Genomic DNA, 16,633 nt, shown 5'->3' with positions numbered 1-16,633 from the left:
TGACCCCCGAAAAAGGAGACCACCAGCATGTACAGCACTCCCGCCGATCGGCGTTACGCGATCTGGCTGTCCGACCCGAGCTTCGCCGCAGCGGAAATCGCGCGCGGCATCGGCTACGGCGCCGTGGTCCTCGACATCGAGCACGGATCGTTCGACCTCGCGGATCTCGAACGGTTCATCCCGTTCCTGCGCAGCCTCGGCATGGAGGTCCTGGCCAAGGTACTCGGACCCGAACGCGGACCCATTCAGCAGGCGCTGGACTTCGGCGCGACCGCGGTCGTCATCCCGCACATCGAAAATGCCGCTCATGCAAAGGAAATCACGGCATTCGCGAAGTTTCCGCCGCTCGGCGACCGGAGCTTCGCGGGCGGGCGGACCACCGGCTACGGCGGTTTCACCGACGAGTGGGTCGCGGAGCAGGACGCGTTCACCCGCTGCTACCCGATGATCGAGGACGCCGGAGCGATCGAGGCCATCGCCGAGATCCTGGCGCTCGACACCGTCGACGGTGTGTTCGTCGGGCCCTCGGACCTGTCCCTCCGCCGCGAGCGGGGAGCATACTCACGCAAGGAGGGTGACTTCACCGACCTCGCCGCGGTGGCCTCGGCAGCCGCCGAAGCGGGCAAGCCGTGGGTGCTCCCCGCGTGGAGCGTGGAAGAGAAGGAGTTCGCGGTGCAGCACGGGGCCGATCAGATGGCGCTGATCATGCAGCACGGCGCGCTCGCCGCAGGGTTCGCGGGACCGTTCGAGCAGATCAAGCAGATCAGGGAGTCACGATGACGACCCGGACGTCGGGATCCGCTTCCCCCACAGGCACGGACGCGGCCGTCCGCCCCCGCGTGGGTCGTGCCCGGTGGACGATCGCCGGAGTTCTCGGCGTCGGCATGTTCGTCAACTACATCGACCGCGTCAACCTGTCGATCGCAGCCCCGGAGATCATGCGGGACTTCGATATCAGCGCCTCGCAGATGGGCATGGTGTCCTCGGCGTTCCTCTGGACCTACGCCATGCTGCAGATGCCGATCGGATCGTTCATCGACAAGATCGGCGTCCGGTGGGTCAACCGGGTGGCGGCGTTCCTGTGGGCAGTCGCCTCGTTCGCGTCCGCCGCCGCGGGCGGTCTCGGCATGCTTCTCCTCGCCCGTCTGGTCCTCGGCGTCGGTGAGGCGCCGACGGTACCCGCGGGCTGGAAGGCGATCGGCCAGTGGTTCCCCCGCCAGGAGCGCGGAACCGCGACGGCCGTCTTCGACGGGTGCGCGAAGGTCTCCAACGTGATCGGCATCCCGATCATGGCCTTCCTCGTCACGACGTTCAGCTGGCATGCGGCGTTCATCTTCACCGGCATCCTGTCCGTCGGCTATCTGGCCGTGTGGTGGCTGCTCTATCTCACCCCGAAGCAGGCGCTCGCCAAGGGGCGCCTCAGCCAGGAGGAATTCGACTTCATCCGCGAAGGCGGCGCCGAGGACGAGGACGCCGAGACGGCGGGCTCACTGAACGGACTGGGATACCTTCTGCGCCGGCGCAAGACGTGGGGCCTGGCGCTCGGCTACGCGTCGTACACCTACGCGTACTACGTCCTGCTCACCTGGTTGCCCGCCTACCTGGAGAAGCAGTTCGGGGTGAACCTGCTCAAAGGAGGCATCTACACGATGATTCCGTGGCTGGTGGCCGTCATCGCGCAGTTCCTCATCGCGGGCATCCTGATGGACCGATGGCTGGCTCGGACCGGCGACGTCACCAAGGTGCGCCGGACGGTGCTGGTGGTCAGCCTTCTCGCGTCCCTGGCCGTGACGGGTGCAGCGTATGCGGGATCGATCGCGGTCGCGCTGATCTTCCTGTCGATCGGTGCCGCCGGTCTGGCCGTGTCCGTTCCCGCGGGTTCGAGCATCGTCGCCCTGATCGCACCGCAGGGCTACACCGGATCGCTCGGCGGAATCGTCAACTTCGTCGCCAACCTCCTCGGGATCGCAGCGCCTATCGTGACCGGCATGGTGGTCGACTCCACGGGCTCGTTCGCGGGCGCCTTCATCGCGACCGGAGCCGTACTCGTCGGCGGAATCTTCTGCTACACCGTGGTGCTCGGCAAGATCGAACGCATGCCCGCACCCATCACCTCGGAAAGGTACTGACATGATCGACGTCGCAATCGCACAGTTCGCATCGGGTGCGGACAAGCACGACAACCTCGCGCAGATCGCGAAGTTCGCGGAGGAAGCGGCCGCGGGCGGCGCCCGGGTGCTGGCGACTCCCGAATACGCGATGTTCACGCTCCCGGTGATGGACGAGCGGTTCGTGGACTCCGCCGAATCCCTCGACGGTGAATTCGTCACCGGCCTGCGCGAGATCGCCGTCCGGCACGGGCTGACGCTCGTCACCGGGATCAACGAGGCGATCCCGGGCGAACGCAGGATCTTCAACACCCTCGTCGCGATCGCCCCCGACGGCGGCATCGCCGCCACGTACCGAAAGCTGCATCTGTACGACGCGTTCGGCTACCAGGAGTCGGAGTTCGTGCAGGCGGGGACCATCGGCGATCCCGAGACGTTCACGGTCGACGGCATCACGTTCGGCCTGCAGACGTGTTACGACCTGCGGTTCCCGGAGGTGACCCGGCGCATCGTCGACGCGGGCGCCGACGTCCTGGTCCTGCCGGCCGAGTGGGTGCCCGGCCCGCTCAAGGAGGACCACTGGACCACGCTGGTCCGCGCCCGGGCCATCGAGAACACCATCTACGTCGCCGCGGCCGATCAGTGCGCCCCGGTGGGTTCGGGCGCGTCCGTCATCGTCGATCCGATGGGCGTGGTGATCGCGTCCCTCGGCGAACGGACCGGGACCGCGATCGGCACCGTCTCCGCCGAGCGCATCGCCGAGGTCCGCGCCAAGAACCCGGCGCTGACGCTGCGCCGCTTCGAGGTGGTGGCCAAGCAGTAGATGCCGGCGAATTGGTCAGGCTCACACGCTATTGCGTGTGAGCCTGACCAATTCGCGCGCAACGGTATTCAGCGGAAGACGTCGGGCAGGCCGTCGGACACCGACTGGGGGAAGTCGGGTTGCCGCTTGTCGAGGAACGCTGCGACCCCTTCCCGGACATCCGCCGACGTTCCGCGGACGTGGATGGCGATCGACTCGGCCCGGTGCGCGACCTCGGGGCTGTCGGCGCCGAGCATTCTCCACATCAACTGCCGGGTCAGCGCGACGGAGACCGGCGAGGTGCCCGCCGCCAGTTCGCGCGCCACCGCAATCGCTCGCGGCAGCACGTCTGCGGCGGGGACGACCTCGCGGACGAGGCCGCGTTCGAGCGCCTCCGCCGCCGACACCATCTTCCCGCCCACGGCCCACTCGACGGCGGTCGAGATCCCGACGATCCGGGGCAGGAACCAGGTGGAACAGGCTTCGGGCACGAGCCCGCGACGGGTGAACACGAAACCGAACTTGGCTGTGTCGGAGGCGATCCGGACGTCGGCGGGCAGTGTCATCGTCACACCGACTCCCGCTGCAGGACCGTTGATCGCCGCGATCACCGGCTTCGTCGACCGGTAGATCCGCAGCGACGCCTGACCGCCCGAATCGGGCGGCGCCTCGCCGCTTTCCGCGTCGTCCTCCGTGACGAACGTCTCGCCGCCCTTCGCGAGGTCGGCCCCGGCGCAGAAGGCCCGGCCGGTTCCCGTGAGGACGATCGCACGGATGGTGTCGTCGGCATCGCACTCGTCGAAGACCTCGATGATGCGGTCCCGCACCTCGAGAGTGAAGGCGTTGAGTCGATCCGGGCGATTCAGCCGCACGATCGCGATCTCACCGTCCCGCTCGAGTTGGACGACGCTCTCGGTGGCGATACTCGTCATGAACTGTTCTCTTTTCGTCGTGTGGTCCCGTGTCGCGCGGTGTGTCAGCGCACCTTCGAGAACCGTTCGGATACGTCGCGGTACTCGGATCTGATCGCGGTCTTCGACAGCTTTCCGCTGGGGAGGCGCGGCAGGGGTTCGTTCCGGATCACGACGTACCGGGGCACCTTGTAGTCGGCGACGAGTCGGTCGCAGTGCTCGACGATGGCGACCTCGTCGACGTCGCCGGTCACCGTCACGATCGCGGCGGGAGTCTCACCGAATCGTGGGTCCTTCGCGGCGATCACCGCCACTTCCTCCACTCCCTCGATCTCACCGATCACGCGTTCGAGTTCCACCGGAGAGATGTTGATACCTCCGGTGATGATGAGGTCCTTGAGCCGGTCGACGAACTGCAGACGCCCTTCGCCGTCCCGCGTTCCCAGATCACCGCTGTGCAGCCAGCCGTCCCGCAGCGCGGCCGCGGTGGACTCCTCGTCGTTCCAGTAGCCGGGCGTGACGCCGGGCCCGCTGAGGAGAATTTCGCCTTCCTCGCCGGGGTCGGCCTCGGTCCCGTCCGGGCGGACAACTTTCATCTCGGTGAAGATGGAGCCGTTTCCGCACGTCCCGGGGTGGTCGAATGCCTCGCTCACGAGGGTGGCGGTCGCGACTCCCCCGGCCTCGGTCATTCCGTAGATCTGCCGGAGCGCCACTCCCTTGTCCGCCCACCGCTGCAGCAGAGCGGGTGCGACGGCGGCGCCGCCGACGATCGCCGTGCGCAGGGAACCGAGATCCGCGTCGTCGAATTCCGGGGCACGGGAGATGGCCTCGAAGATCAACGGGACACCGAACAGCGCCTGGACCTTGTGTTCGCTCAGCAACGCCGCGGCGCGTCCCGGCTTCAGCTCGCGTTCGATGATGATGGTGCCGCCGAGCACGGTGGTCATGAGCAGACCCCACACGAGGCCCGGGGTGAAGACGAGCGGCAGCACCAGCAGTGTCGTCGCACCGGGCCGCAGCCCCTCTTCGGTCAGCGACGCCTCGAAGACGATGTTGAGCAGGGTGCGATTGGTGCAGATCACGCCCTTGGAGAGCCCCGTCGACCCGCTGGTGAACAGCAGCGCCGTGGGGTCTTCGGGACCGACGTCGATCCGGAAGTCGTCCACACCGCCACCGCGCAACGCCGCGAACTCGTCGAAGGGCAGCGAATCGAACGTCGCCCCCAGGGTGCGGGTCGCGTCCACCGCGTCGCCGAATTCGGCGGGCGCCAGCACCAGCCGGGCTCCCGCGTCGTCGACCACCTTGCGGAGTTCCGCCGGCTTGAGCCGGGGGTTCAGCGGGACGAGGACCGCGCCCGCCTTGAGCACTCCGAGCGCGACGGCCGGCCACTCGAGCGAGTTCGGGCCGAGCACGCCGACTCGGTCACCCGGCTCGATTCCGGCCTCGACGACCCGGCGAGCGACGCGGCTCGACCAGTCCTGCAGTTCCCGGTACGTGAGCGCGTCGTCGTCTACGACGATCGCCCGCTGGTCGCCCTTCGTCGCCGCCCACCAGTGCAATGCCGACCCGATTGTCGCAGCCATCTCCACTCAACCTTCCGCCGTCGCCGCCGGGCGACATCGATGACACGGCAGACGCCTCGCGCCACCGCTACAAACCTATGATCTATAGATTAACTGATACTGCACCGAATCGGACACCCCGATCGGCACGTTTTCTCGAAAAGTGTTCCGCTCGAGCGATTGCCAACCCGGCCGATCCCGCCGCCGCGCCGCCCACCCAGAACGCGATCACGAACGCCCGCTCCGACGCCAGATCCGTGCCGGCGACCGTCACGGACGCGAGCAGTGTCGCGACCAGCGCGCTGGCGAGGGAACTGCCGAACGTCCGCGCAATCGCGTTGACGCCGTTGGCGACCCCGGTGAATTCGGCAGGCACGGCGTCGACGAGCAACGCGGGCAGCACCGCGTAGGACCCGCTCACGAAGACGTTGATCACGACGAGCGCCACGATCACCTGCCACAACCGGGAGTGGGCCAGTGCCAGCATCGCGAATCCGGCCACCCCGATCCCGCAGGCTGCGACGAGCACGCGGTCGGCGCGGAAGCGGTGAACGAATCGGCCGCTCGCCGACGCCGCCACCACCCCCGCCACCGAACCGGGGAGCAGCACGAGGAGGCTGGTGCGCAGTACCGAGGCGTCGAAGCCGTATCCGACGGCGGCGCGCGAGGCCTGCACGAACTGCGCCGAACCGAGGAACTGGATGTACATGGCCATCCCGACGAGAAACGCCGCGAGGTGCGTGCCCGCAACTCGCCGCCCGGTCAGCAGCATCGGCGGGACGAGAGGCGCCCGGGTCCGTCGCTCGTGCAGGTACCACCCCGCCGTGACGGCGATCCCCAGTGCCGCCACGCCGATCGTCGCCGGTGAGGCCCAGCCCCACCGGCCGCCTTCGGCGAGGGCGATCAGGATCGCGGACAGGCCCACGGCCATGAGTCCGACGCCGACCGGGTCCATGCCGCTGCGGGTCCGCGCCGCGCCGCCGCGAGGTACGGTCACCCAGGCGACGACGAGGGCGGCGAGGTTCAGCCCGACGAGCAGGGCGAACACTCGCCGGAAGTCCGCGCCCTCGGCGTGCAGGACGCCGGCGGCGACCATGCCGAGTCCCCCGCCCACGGCCAGGATCCCCGACATCAGMCCGATGGCCCCCAGGAGCCGGCGCGGGTCGAGACGCCCTCTCAGTACGGCGACGCCGATCGGGAACAGCGCGAACGACACCCCCTGAAGGATTCGGCCGAGCACGAGGAACGGGAGTTGCTCGGTGACGGTGCACAGCACCGAACCGAGGAGCACCAGGACGAGCGTCCCCAGCAGCACCGGGCGCGGACCTTGCCGATCGGCGAGTCTGCCGAGAACCGGAGTGCACACTGCCGCGGCGAGCAGGTTCGCGGTGACCACCCAGCCCACGGCGGCCGAATCGACCCCGAGTTGCGACGCCATCGCGGGGAGCAGCGGCACGACCGCCGTCTGGATGACGGCCGTGGTCATGACGACGAAGCACAGCGCCGGGACCAGCAGCCGATCGCGCTTCCCGGACCGTCGGGCCGGAACCGTGACCGTGGCCGACTCCGCCCCCGTCATCACCATCCGTCAGAGATCCAGGATCAGCTTGGGTGTGCAACTCCGGGACACGCAGATCATCATCGCGTCGTTCTCCGCCTGCTCGTCCTCGCTGAGAACGGAGTCCCGGTGATCAGGGGTGCCGCCGAGCACCGCGACCTCGCACGTTCCGCAGGTGCCCTCCCGGCAGGAGAAGTCGACGTCGAGGCCTTCCCGGAGGACGGCGTCGAGAACCGTCTCGTCCGCGGCAACCTGCACCGTGCGCCCGGATCGGCCGAGTTCGACCTCGAACGCGCCGTCGTCGCCTTCCGGAAGCGCCTTCGGCGCGAAGCGCTCGACGTGCAGGGTGACGTGCGGACGTTCCCGGCACGCCGATTCGATGGCCTGCAGCAACGGTTCCGGCCCGCAGCAGTAGACGACGGTTCCGGGCTCGGCCTCGTCGAGGGCCGTGGCGAGATCTAGGTGTCCGTGCTCGTCCTGCGGGCGGAGGAGCACCCGATCCGGGTGTGCGTCCGCGAGTTCGTCGGCGAATGCCATGCTCGCGCGGGTCCGCCCGCCGTAGAGCAGGCGCCAGGGCGTTCCCTTCGAATCCACTTCCCGCGCCATGGGGAGCAGGGGCGTGATGCCGATCCCGCCGGCCACGAACAGGTACGAGTCGGCGTCGACGAGGGCGAAGTGGTTCCGGGGACCTGCCACGGTGACGAGGTCGCCGGATTCGAGCTTGTCGTGGACGCGGATCGAGCCGCCTCGACCGTCGGCCTCACGGAGCACGGCCACGGTCAGCGACGTCGTGTCGCCGGGATCCCCGCACAGCGAGTACTGGCGGGTGATCGTGTCGTCGAGGACCAGATCGATGTGTGAACCCGGTGTCCAGGCCGGGGCCGCGGCACCGGACTCGTCGACCAGCGTGAGTCGCACGACGCCGTCGGCAAGCGTTTCCTTACCGGCGACCTGCATCTGCAGCCGCTCCTGGTTCGCATTGCTGGTCATGTACCTGTCTCGTTCCACTCGACTCCACTTGCTCGTAAATCTTATGTCATTAGATTAATGTCACGCAAGACGCACGTCGGAGATGTTGCCCCGCGGCAGCACCTGCGATAAACCTATGTGCATTAGAATTTTGGATGGGAGACCTCGCTCATGAACCCGCAGGCAACCGAATCGGTGCTCGACCTGTTCCGCCTGACCGACTCCGTGGCCGTCGTCACCGGCGCGGGCAGCGGCCTCGGCGCAGGTTTCGCGTGCGCGCTCGCCGAGGCGGGCGCGGATGTCGTGATCGCCGCACGACGGCGCGACCGACTCGACGCGGTCGCCCGATCGGTGACCGAACGCGGTCGCGACTGCCTGGTCGTCCCCACCGACGTGACCGATCCACAGCAGTGCGACGCGCTCGCCCGGGCGGCGATCGACCGGTTCGGCAGACTCGACATCCTGGTGAACAATGCCGGGGTCACCCACGCTGCACCCGCCACCCGCGAGCGGCCCGAGGACTATCGGGCGGTGCTCGACGTGAACCTCTTCGGCGCCTACTGGGCCGCGCAGGCCTGCGCCCGCGTGATGGGCCCCGGTTCCAGCATCGTCAACATCACCAGCATGCTCGGCCTGGTGAAGTCGGTACTCCCGCAGGCCGCGTACTCGTCGAGCAAGGCGGGGCTCATCGGCTTGACCAGGGATCTGTCGAACCAGTGGTCGGGGCGCAAGGGCATCCGGGTCAATGCGATCGCACCGGGATTCGTCGACACCGACATGATCGGCGAGATGTCGGCGGAGACACTCGCGGCATTCCTCCACGACTGTTCACTCGGACGAACCGCCACCCAGCGCGAACTCGACGCGGCGGTGGTCTTCCTCGCCAGCCGGGCCTCGGGCTACATCACCGGTTCGACGCTCGCCGTCGACGGCGGAACCTCCGGTCACTGACCGACGAAAGGCGACAACGACCATGCCGATCACCACGATTCGCACCGAACTGCGAGGCGACGGACTCACTCTCGTCGCGGACCGGTGGGAGCCTGCGTCCGCGAAGAAGGGAATCGTCCTGCTGCTGCACGGTGGTGGGCAGACCCGTCATTCGTGGCAGCGCACCGGAATTCGACTCGCCGACAACGGCTGGTGCGCCCTGGCCATCGACGCTCGCGGTCACGGTGAGAGCGAGTGGGCCGAGGACGGCGACTACGGCAGCAACGCCCACGCGCGCGACCTCGCGGCCGTCGCCGCCGGTCTCGACGAGCCACCGGTGCTGGTCGGCGCGTCCATGGGCGGAATGGCGTCGTTGCTCGCGCAGGGCGACCACGGCATCGGCCGCGCGCTGGTCCTGGTGGACATCACCCCCCGCGCCGAACCCGGCGGCCTCGCCAAGATCACGTCGTTCATGGAGAGCGGCCTCGCCGGTTTCGACACCCTCGACGACGCGCTCGACGCCGTCGTCGCCTACAACCCGCACCGTCGTCGTCCGCCGCGCGTCGAGGGACTTCGCAAAAACCTTCGCCTCCGCGACGGGCGCTGGTACTGGCACTGGGATCCACGGATGATCACGTATCGGGAGAACACCGACGACCACGCCGAGGTCCGGGAGGCGCGGGCCCGTGCCGCGGCGCGCGCGGTGCGCGTCCCGACCCTCCTCATCCGGGGCGCGCAGTCCGACGTCGTCAGCGCGGACGGTGCCCGTGACCTGCTGGAACTGATCCCGACGGCCCGTCACATCGATGTCGGAGGGGCCGGGCACATGGTCAGCGGCGACGACAACGACCTGCTCAGCGGCGGCCTGCTCGATTTCCTCGACGGCGACGTCGCCTACACCCATGAGGTGACCACGACCGACTACGATTCACCTCATCATGACTGACAACCATCCGAGCGAACACCCTGACCGGAAAGCCTGACATGCCCCGACCATCGAAGCCCCTGATCAGCCGCGCGGCTGCGGTGCAGGCGTCCATCGAGATCATCGATTCCCAAGGACTCGAGGCATTCAGTCTGCCGCGACTGGCCAAGCACCTCGGAGTGCAGGCGCCGTCGTTGTACCACCACTTCGCGGACAAGAGCGAGATCCTCTCCGCGGTGGCTCGGCACATCGCCGGCGCGTCCGTAGTCCGTCCCCGCCGCAAACCCGGTCCCGACTGGCCCGAGTTCTTCGTGGCGTTGAGCATGAATTTCCGCCAGGCCATCCTGCGCCACCGGAACGCCGCGCCGATCCTCCTGCAGTATCTGCCGCGGGACCTCCTGATCGGCACGTACGAGGACACGGCCCGGTTCCTGCTGGACTCCGGTGTGCCGACGCATCTCCACGTCCAGATTCTGGACGGGATGGAGACGTTGTCGATCGGCGCGGTCCTCACGGAGGCGATGCGCAAGCCGAGCACCCGGGCAACGATCTTCCCGAACGTCGATCCGGAGTCTCAGCCACTCCTCGCCGAAGCGCTTGCCGCCAACGAACTCTCGTCGAAGCGATTGTTCGAGGAGATGATCCGCAGCTTCCTGTACGGCGTGATGCGAAACGATGCGGCCGCCGCGAACGCCCCGCAGGAACGCTCCGCCTGACACGCCGGCACCCGACGAGGCGAAGGGCCCCTGGGACACGATGTTCCAGGGGCCCTTCGTCATCTCGGTGCCGGCGATCCGCTACCCGATGGCGGGCAGATGCACCGTCTTGGTCTCGAAGAACTCCTCGAGACCCTCGACGCCGCCTTCACGTCCGACGCCGGACTGCTTGTAGCCGCCGAAGGGCACGGTGAAGTCGATGATGGTGGCGTTCACGCTGACCGTTCCGGTCCGGATACGCTGGGCCACCTCGAAACCGTGCTCGAGGTCGGCCGTGTACACCGCGCCGGACAGTCCGTAGATCGAGTCGTTGGCGATGGCGATCGCCTCGTCCTCGTCCTCGTAGGTGATCACGGAGACCACGGGACCGAAGATCTCCTCCTGCGCGACCCGCATGTCGTTGCGCACGCCGTCGATCAGGGTCGGTTCGACGAAGAAGCCGTGGTCGACGCCTGCGGGGCGGCCGCCTCCGAGCACGACGGTCGCGCCCTCCTCCTTCGCCGAGGCAATGTAGCTCTCGACCCGGTCACGCTGCCGTTCCATGGCGAGCGGGCCGAGGAATGTCGTCTGCTCCCACGGGTTTCCCATGGTGAGGAAGCCCAGTGCGCCCTTGAGCGCCTCGACCACCTCGTCGTGGCGCTTGCGTGACACGAGCACCCGCGTCAGCGCGATACACGCCTGACCGCTCTGCATGCAGCCACCCATCGGGAGCGACTGCATGACGTGCCCCAGATCGGCGTCGTCGAGGATGATCGCCGCCGACTTGCCACCGAGTTCGAGCGACACCCGGGCGATGCGCTCACCGGCGAGCGACATGATGCGCCGCCCGGCGAGAGTGCTTCCGGTGAACGTGATGTGATCGACGTCGGGATTGGTGACGAGAGTTTCGGACACCTCCCGGTCGGCGCAGAGAACGCTGACGACGCCATCCGGAATCTTCCCTTCGGCCGTCAGTTCCCCGATGACGTCGGCGAACACGGACGGCGACAGTGGGGCTTCCGGCGCCGTCTTGAGGATCACCGAGCACCCTGCGGCGAGGGCGGGGGCCACCTTGAAGGCGATCGTCCCGATGGGCCCGTTCCAGGGGATGATGGCTGCCACGACCCCGGTCGGTTCCTTCAGGATTCGCGAGACCCCGCCGTCGGCGCGGGTCCGGTCGTCGCGGGTGGAGTAGTCGCGGGCCACGGCCGCCACGGCGCGGAACAACCCGGCGGTCATCTGCTGGGTCGGGCCGCTGACCGCGACGGGGATGCCGACCTCGATCACGCCGAGCGGGGTCAACTCCTCCACGCGGCTCTCGAGTCGCGAAGCGATCTCGTCGAGGACGTCGGCGCGTTCGGCCATCGTGCGCGACGCCCACCCACCGGAATCGAATGACGTGCGAGCGGCCTGCACGGCGCGTTCGACGTCTTCGGTTGTGGCGCTGCGGATTCGCGCCGCCTTATTCTCGGTGAACGGGTCGACGAGGTCGATCCACTCGTCTCCCGTCGACTCCACCCACCGGCCGCCCACGAACACCTGCTCGCGATCGGCGATCTTCGGAGGCGCTGCGGCCGCCGACTCTGTTGTCGTCATGGTCGAAAATTCCCTTCGCTCAGCGGTTGTTGTAGCCGGCATCGACCGGCAGGGTCACGCCCGTGACGTACCGCGCCTCGTCGGAGGCGAGGAACACGATGGCGTTGCTGATGTCGACGGCCTCGATCAGCTCGACCGGCATCGGATTCTTGTACGATTCGTCGTTCGCGACCTCGGGGTGCGAGTTGACGAACTCGCCGTATTCGGCGTTGGCCACCATCGGGGTGTTCACCCCGGTGGGATGCACGGTGTTGACCCGAATGCTGTGCTTCGCAAGCTGCTTCGAGTACAGGCGCATGAGACCGACGACGCCGTGTTTGGCCGCGGAGTAACCGGCCTGGCCGGGGAACGTGTTGAGCCCGATGCTGGTGAGGCCCGCGGCGGAACTGGTGATGACGATCGACCCGCCCTCGCCCCGCTCGATCAGCCCGGGCACCGTCACCTCGAGTACGTGCCACACGCCGGTGAGCATCACGTCGATGGCGTCGTGCCACGCCTGCGGCTGATTTCCGGGTCCGATGACGGGCATGATGCCGGCGTTGGGCAGGACGATGTCGACGTGACCGAACTGTTCGATCCCGGCGTCGTACGCGCGCTGGACGTCGGCGCGGTTCCGGACGTCGCCCACCGACGTGACGATGGAACCGCCGGCCTCCTTGACCAGGCGTTCGGTCTCGGCAAGATCATCCGTGGTCGCCATCGGATAGAAGACGGTGTCGATCTGCTCGCAGATGTCCATCGCGATGACGGAGGCGCCCTCCTCCGCCAGTCGCACCGCGTGCGAACGTCCCTGTCCGCGTGCCGCACCGGTGACGAACGCGACCTTCCCCTCGAGTCGTGCCATGACGTGTCCTCTCGTTCAACCGAGTCTGAGATGTCGGTGATGTGCCCCGAAATGTCGCGCGGCGTGCGCGCGATGTGAGCACTGGATGTGGGTCTTGGGTTCGAGGGCCGTCGGCCGGACGCCCTCGAAACGGACACCGCTTGTGAGCCGTGTCACAGGACAGTATCGCGGGATTCGCCGCTCGTCAACAGTGACACAAATATCGTTCTCCGTCTCATGCCTCAGAGGTAGCCGGGGGCCTCATGCCACTCACCGACCTGGTAGCACGTGTGCGCATCCTCCTGCTCGAACGACAGCAACCGGCAGAGCCGGACCGCACCGTCGTCGTCGGGATCGATTCTCATCAAGGCGATCTGGGCCCCCGCGTCGCGCAGCACCTCGAGCGCGCGCACGAGCAGCGCCGCACCCAGGCCGCCGCCCCGTGCCTCCTTCTCGAGCACCAGCGCACGGATCCACGCCGCCCGCAGTTCGAGGTGCGTGTGCAGCGACGGGTCCAGCCAGACGAACCCCTGGGGGCGGCCGGCGTCGCCGGACGCGAGTACGACGGACCCGGTTCCGTGGGCACGGCTCTCCGACAGTTTCTCGAGCTGAGCGGCCGGAATTCCCGAACGGCCCAGCACGTCGTCGAGAGCCTTCACCGACTCGGGGGCCTCCAGCCCGCGCGGTGCCTCCAGCACGGACCCGGCCGGGAGGTGCACCGGATCGAGCGGAACCGCGAACGGCCCGGTCAGGCTGCGGAACAGGGTCCACAGCCGGCTCACCGACGAGATCCCGAACCGTCGAGTCAGGCGCTCGGCCGCGGGATGCGTGCCGAAGGCCCAGACGCGCAGCGTGCGCGCACCGGTACCCATCCAGCCGTCCGGCCGGTCGACGTCGAGGCCCAGTTCCTCGACGAGCAGGGTCGCAATCCCCCGCGATCGATAGTCGGGGTGCACGACGAACTGGACGGTCCCGAGACCGTCGTCGTCCACGGCGATAGTGAGGTACGCGACCACGACGAGCGGAACGTCGTCGAGAGCGCTCAGGCCCCGGCGCGCCTTGACGGCAAGATGCGATACCGACACCCCCGGCCGCGAACGTGCCGTGACGTCACGCGGTTCGATGCGCGAGAACCCCGCTTCGTCGTCGTATTCCGCGGCCGCGCCCACCAGGGCGAGAACCTCGTCGCGGTCGTCGTCTGCGAGTTCCTCGCACCATTGACAGGAAATCATCCGTATCACTCCTCATCGGACGGTGTCACCTAAACCTAATGCTCATTGATAACACCCGCAACGGCCGGACCTGCGAGGGTTTACACATAAATCTATGTGAGTTAGATTTAATGGGTCGATCCACACCGCATTCGGAGCCGGTGACGGGTAGCGGCGACAAYGCCGGCCCCTCGACTCCGCACGACACTGGAGGAAACGCAATGACCGAGGTCGGAGCCCCCCGCGAGGAACGCATTCGCCGCGCCCTGGATCACCTGCGCAACGACACGACGGACGAATTCGACCACATCACCTGGTTCCAGCCGGAGGAATTCACCGATCCAGCGGTGGCCAAGCGGGAACGTGACCTCATCTTCGGACGTGTCCCCTCGATCGTCGCTCACGGTTCCGAGATCCCCCGCGCCGGCGACTTCTTCACCCTGCAGATGCCGCGGAACAACATCATCGTGGTCCGACAGCGCGACGGCGGCGTCAAGACGTTCGTCAACCTCTGCCGGCACCGTGGCGCCCTCCTCGAAAAGGAGGAGAAGGGCCGTTGCCGACTCTTCTCCTGCCCCTACCACCGGTGGTCGTACGACACGGACGGCAGCCTCCGGACAATCACCCGCGACAACACGTTCGGCGAGACCGACACCACCAACATGGGGCTCGTGGAATTGCCGACCGAGGAACGTCACGGTTTCATCTGGGTCGTCGACGACGCGGACGCCGAGATCGACGTGGCGGGCTGGCTCGGCGAAGAGATGGATACGATCGTCGCCGGCTACGACCTCGGTTCCAAGATCGCCTTCCAGTCCGAGGGATTCGACGAGCCGGTGAACTGGAAGATCATGCAGGACGCCTTCCTCGACGGGTATCACATCCAGTACGCCCACCCGAATACCGCGGCAAAGCACATCCACACCAACGTGCTGGCGTTCGAGGACTTCGGCAGGCACTGCCGATTCATCGCGCCGCGCAAGTCGATCGACCGGTGGATCGAAGAGGATCCCGGCGACCGGAGCCTGGCCAAGGACATCACGGAAACCCATTTCCTGCTCCCCAACAGCACCCTGTTGCGGCAGCCGGATCACTTCCAGCTCCTCACCTTCCGGCCGCACCCCACCGATCCGCAGCGCTGCCGCATGGAGATGCGCCTGATCGTGCCGCCTGTCGCGGAGACCGAGATGACCGAGGAGAGGTGGAACCGCCTGTGGACCAAGAACTGGGAGATCCTCCTCGCCGTTCTCCACGCGGAGGATTTCCCCCTCCTTCGGGACTCGCAGCACGGCATGACCAGCGCCAATGCCGGCCGGATGGTGCTGGGCCAGAACGAGGTCGCCAACCAGGTGTTCCGGCGTGAGACGCAGAAACTACTCGCAACGAACTGACAACACATGATGTGCGGGGCGCCCACGGGCGTCCCGCATCAGGAGGAAGACATGCAGAGCGATCTGTTCGACCGGGACCACGAGTTGTTCCGCGAATCCGTGCGGGGATTCGTCGACAAGCACGTGGTGCCCCAACTCGAGAAATGGGATGCGGATCGCCTGATCGATCGCGAGACCTGGCTGGCAGCCGGTCGCCAGGGTCTGCTCGGACTGCCCGTCCCCGAGGAGTACGGCGGTCCCGGCGAACTGGACTACCGCTTCCGCTTCGTGATCCAGCAGGAGATCGCCCGGGTCGGCGCGTCGGCCCTGCAGTCCGGATTCTCCACGAACGACGACATCGTCCTGAACTACCTGCTCCGTCACGCCGACGCCGAGCAGCGTCGGCGCTGGCTGCCCGGGTTCGTCACCGGCGAGACCATCGGCGCGATCGCGATGAGCGAGCCTGCCGCGGGCAGCGACCTGCGCGCCATCCAGACCACGGCGGTCGCCGACGGCGACAGCTGGGTGATCAACGGGTCCAAGACGTTCATCACCAGCGGAATCCTCGCCGACCTGGTGATCGTGTTCGCGAAGACCGATCCTTCCGCCGGCTCCCGCGGCTTCAGCCTCTTCGTCGTCGAAGACGGGACGCCGGGATTCGCCCGGGGCCGCAAGCTGGACAAGCTCGGTCTGCACGCCCAGGACACCGCCGAATTGTTCTTCGAGGACGTCCGCGTCCCCAAGGAGAATCTGCTCGGTGAGATCGGTTCGGGATTCGCGTATCTGATGCAGAGCCTCCCCCTCGAACGACTCGGCATCGGTATCGCCGCGCAGGTGTCCGCCGAGGCGGTCCTCGGCTGGACCCTCGACTACGTCAAGGAGCGGACGGCCTTCGGCAAGCGGGTCGGGGAGTTTCAGGGCCTCGGCTTCACCCTCGCCGAACTGCAGACGGCCGTCGAGGTGTCCCGTGCATACATCGACCGGTGTGTGCGTGAGCACAACGCCGGCACCCTCACCGCCGTGGATGCGGCGAAGGCCAAACTCTGGGCAACGGAACTGCAGGGCCGTGTCATCGATGCCGGGGTGCAGTTCCACGGTGGATACGGCTACATGATGGAGTATCCCGTCGCCAAGGCGTACATCGACGCGCGGATCCAGCGGATCTACGGCGGC

Annotated in this window: 15 protein-coding genes; 8 read left to right on the top strand and 7 right to left on the bottom strand. The window is 67.5% G+C overall.

Annotation, left to right across the window (positions count from 1 at the left end):
* Positions 1-27 precede the first annotated feature (27 nt).
* Genes AC1DWT_RS06850 through AC1DWT_RS06840 form a run of 3 tightly spaced genes read left to right on the top strand, consistent with a single transcriptional unit; the run spans position 28 to position 2,931 of the window.
* Positions 28-780, top strand: coding sequence for an HpcH/HpaI aldolase family protein (locus AC1DWT_RS06850; RefSeq protein ID WP_072939773.1), 753 nt, complete (start codon positions 28-30; stop codon positions 778-780).
* A complete protein-coding gene (locus tag AC1DWT_RS06845; protein ID WP_072939770.1) occupies positions 777-2,129 on the top strand; it encodes an MFS transporter in 1,353 nt (450 codons plus the stop codon). Before AC1DWT_RS06850 ends, AC1DWT_RS06845 begins: the two co-directional genes overlap by 4 nt.
* Before the next feature lies 1 nt (position 2,130).
* Positions 2,131-2,931, top strand: a complete 801-nt coding sequence (locus tag AC1DWT_RS06840) for a carbon-nitrogen hydrolase family protein (RefSeq protein WP_072939768.1) — start codon at positions 2,131-2,133, stop codon at positions 2,929-2,931.
* A 68-nt stretch (positions 2,932-2,999) separates the two neighbouring features.
* Here AC1DWT_RS06840 and AC1DWT_RS06835 read toward each other — a convergent pair whose 3' ends face one another.
* The 4 genes from AC1DWT_RS06835 to AC1DWT_RS06820 all read right to left on the bottom strand — a co-directional run bounded on the left by AC1DWT_RS06835 (position 3,000) and on the right by AC1DWT_RS06820 (position 7,931).
* Positions 3,000-3,842, bottom strand: coding sequence for an enoyl-CoA hydratase-related protein (locus tag AC1DWT_RS06835; protein ID WP_072939764.1), 843 nt, complete (start codon positions 3,840-3,842; stop codon positions 3,000-3,002).
* A 44-nt stretch (positions 3,843-3,886) separates the two neighbouring features.
* Positions 3,887-5,404, bottom strand: a complete 1,518-nt coding sequence (locus tag AC1DWT_RS06830) for a class I adenylate-forming enzyme family protein (protein WP_072940410.1) — start codon at positions 5,402-5,404, stop codon at positions 3,887-3,889.
* A gap of 82 nt (positions 5,405-5,486) precedes the next feature.
* Complete coding sequence (locus AC1DWT_RS06825; protein WP_206013081.1) at positions 5,487-6,962, bottom strand: MFS transporter; 1,476 nt, start codon at positions 6,960-6,962, stop codon at positions 5,487-5,489.
* A gap of 9 nt (positions 6,963-6,971) precedes the next feature.
* The gene (locus tag AC1DWT_RS06820; RefSeq protein WP_072939758.1) at positions 6,972-7,931 is read right to left on the bottom strand and encodes a PDR/VanB family oxidoreductase; all 960 of its coding nucleotides are present in this window, start codon (positions 7,929-7,931) and stop codon (positions 6,972-6,974) included.
* Positions 7,932-8,081: 150 nt separating this feature from the next.
* On the opposite strand from AC1DWT_RS06820, the gene AC1DWT_RS06815 reads away from it, so the two are divergent.
* Genes AC1DWT_RS06815 through AC1DWT_RS06805 form a run of 3 tightly spaced genes read left to right on the top strand, consistent with a single transcriptional unit; the run spans position 8,082 to position 10,481 of the window.
* Entirely contained in the window at positions 8,082-8,861 is a 780-nt protein-coding gene (locus AC1DWT_RS06815) for an SDR family NAD(P)-dependent oxidoreductase (RefSeq protein ID WP_072939756.1), read from the top strand.
* Between the two features lie 22 nt (positions 8,862-8,883).
* On the top strand, positions 8,884-9,786 hold the full coding sequence (locus AC1DWT_RS06810) for an alpha/beta fold hydrolase (RefSeq protein ID WP_072939753.1): 903 nt from the start codon (positions 8,884-8,886) through the stop codon (positions 9,784-9,786).
* 38 nt (positions 9,787-9,824) lie between these two features.
* Complete coding sequence (locus tag AC1DWT_RS06805; RefSeq protein WP_072939750.1) at positions 9,825-10,481, top strand: TetR family transcriptional regulator; 657 nt, start codon at positions 9,825-9,827, stop codon at positions 10,479-10,481.
* Between the two features lie 81 nt (positions 10,482-10,562).
* On the opposite strand, the gene AC1DWT_RS06800 is transcribed toward AC1DWT_RS06805, so the two are convergent.
* The 3 genes from AC1DWT_RS06800 to AC1DWT_RS06790 form a co-directional block, all read right to left on the bottom strand.
* The gene (locus AC1DWT_RS06800) at positions 10,563-12,056 is read right to left on the bottom strand and encodes an aldehyde dehydrogenase (RefSeq protein WP_072939747.1); all 1,494 of its coding nucleotides are present in this window, start codon (positions 12,054-12,056) and stop codon (positions 10,563-10,565) included.
* 19 nt (positions 12,057-12,075) lie between these two features.
* Positions 12,076-12,900, bottom strand: a complete 825-nt coding sequence (locus tag AC1DWT_RS06795; RefSeq protein ID WP_072939746.1) for a mycofactocin-coupled SDR family oxidoreductase — start codon at positions 12,898-12,900, stop codon at positions 12,076-12,078.
* Positions 12,901-13,121: 221 nt separating this feature from the next.
* Complete coding sequence (locus AC1DWT_RS06790; RefSeq protein ID WP_095862531.1) at positions 13,122-14,111, bottom strand: GNAT family N-acetyltransferase; 990 nt, start codon at positions 14,109-14,111, stop codon at positions 13,122-13,124.
* Between the two features lie 200 nt (positions 14,112-14,311).
* Here AC1DWT_RS06790 and AC1DWT_RS06785 point away from each other — a divergent pair, with 200 nt between their 5' ends.
* Positions 14,312-15,481, top strand: coding sequence for an aromatic ring-hydroxylating oxygenase subunit alpha (locus AC1DWT_RS06785; protein ID WP_072939742.1), 1,170 nt, complete (start codon positions 14,312-14,314; stop codon positions 15,479-15,481).
* Positions 15,482-15,532: 51 nt separating this feature from the next.
* Positions 15,533-16,633, top strand: a 1,101-nt coding sequence (locus tag AC1DWT_RS06780) for an acyl-CoA dehydrogenase family protein (protein ID WP_477920055.1), incomplete at its 3' end; no start/stop codon positions are given.

The sequence above is a fragment of the Rhodococcus sp. P4_B6 genome (genome assembly GCF_056402215.1).
This window is presented reverse-complemented; position numbering and strand designations above follow the sequence as displayed.

What these genes read in the sequence shown, in the direction of transcription:
- AC1DWT_RS06800 (WP_072939747.1), bottom strand. Translation starts at nt 12,056, where the DNA reads ATGACGACAACAGAGTCGGCGGCCGCAGCGCCTCCGAAGATCGCCGAT.
- AC1DWT_RS06850 (WP_072939773.1), top strand. Translation starts at nt 28, where the DNA reads ATGTACAGCACTCCCGCCGATCGGCGTTACGCGATCTGGCTGTCCGAC.
- AC1DWT_RS06835 (WP_072939764.1), bottom strand. Translation starts at nt 3,842, where the DNA reads ATGACGAGTATCGCCACCGAGAGCGTCGTCCAACTCGAGCGGGACGGT.
- AC1DWT_RS06795 (WP_072939746.1), bottom strand. Translation starts at nt 12,900, where the DNA reads ATGGCACGACTCGAGGGGAAGGTCGCGTTCGTCACCGGTGCGGCACGC.
- AC1DWT_RS06815 (WP_072939756.1), top strand. Translation starts at nt 8,082, where the DNA reads ATGAACCCGCAGGCAACCGAATCGGTGCTCGACCTGTTCCGCCTGACC.
- AC1DWT_RS06840 (WP_072939768.1), top strand. Translation starts at nt 2,131, where the DNA reads ATGATCGACGTCGCAATCGCACAGTTCGCATCGGGTGCGGACAAGCAC.
- AC1DWT_RS06820 (WP_072939758.1), bottom strand. Translation starts at nt 7,931, where the DNA reads ATGACCAGCAATGCGAACCAGGAGCGGCTGCAGATGCAGGTCGCCGGT.
- AC1DWT_RS06810 (WP_072939753.1), top strand. Translation starts at nt 8,884, where the DNA reads ATGCCGATCACCACGATTCGCACCGAACTGCGAGGCGACGGACTCACT.
- AC1DWT_RS06845 (WP_072939770.1), top strand. Translation starts at nt 777, where the DNA reads ATGACGACCCGGACGTCGGGATCCGCTTCCCCCACAGGCACGGACGCG.
- AC1DWT_RS06830 (WP_072940410.1), bottom strand. Translation starts at nt 5,404, where the DNA reads ATGGCTGCGACAATCGGGTCGGCATTGCACTGGTGGGCGGCGACGAAG.
- AC1DWT_RS06785 (WP_072939742.1), top strand. Translation starts at nt 14,312, where the DNA reads ATGACCGAGGTCGGAGCCCCCCGCGAGGAACGCATTCGCCGCGCCCTG.
- AC1DWT_RS06805 (WP_072939750.1), top strand. Translation starts at nt 9,825, where the DNA reads ATGCCCCGACCATCGAAGCCCCTGATCAGCCGCGCGGCTGCGGTGCAG.
- AC1DWT_RS06790 (WP_095862531.1), bottom strand. Translation starts at nt 14,111, where the DNA reads ATGATTTCCTGTCAATGGTGCGAGGAACTCGCAGACGACGACCGCGAC.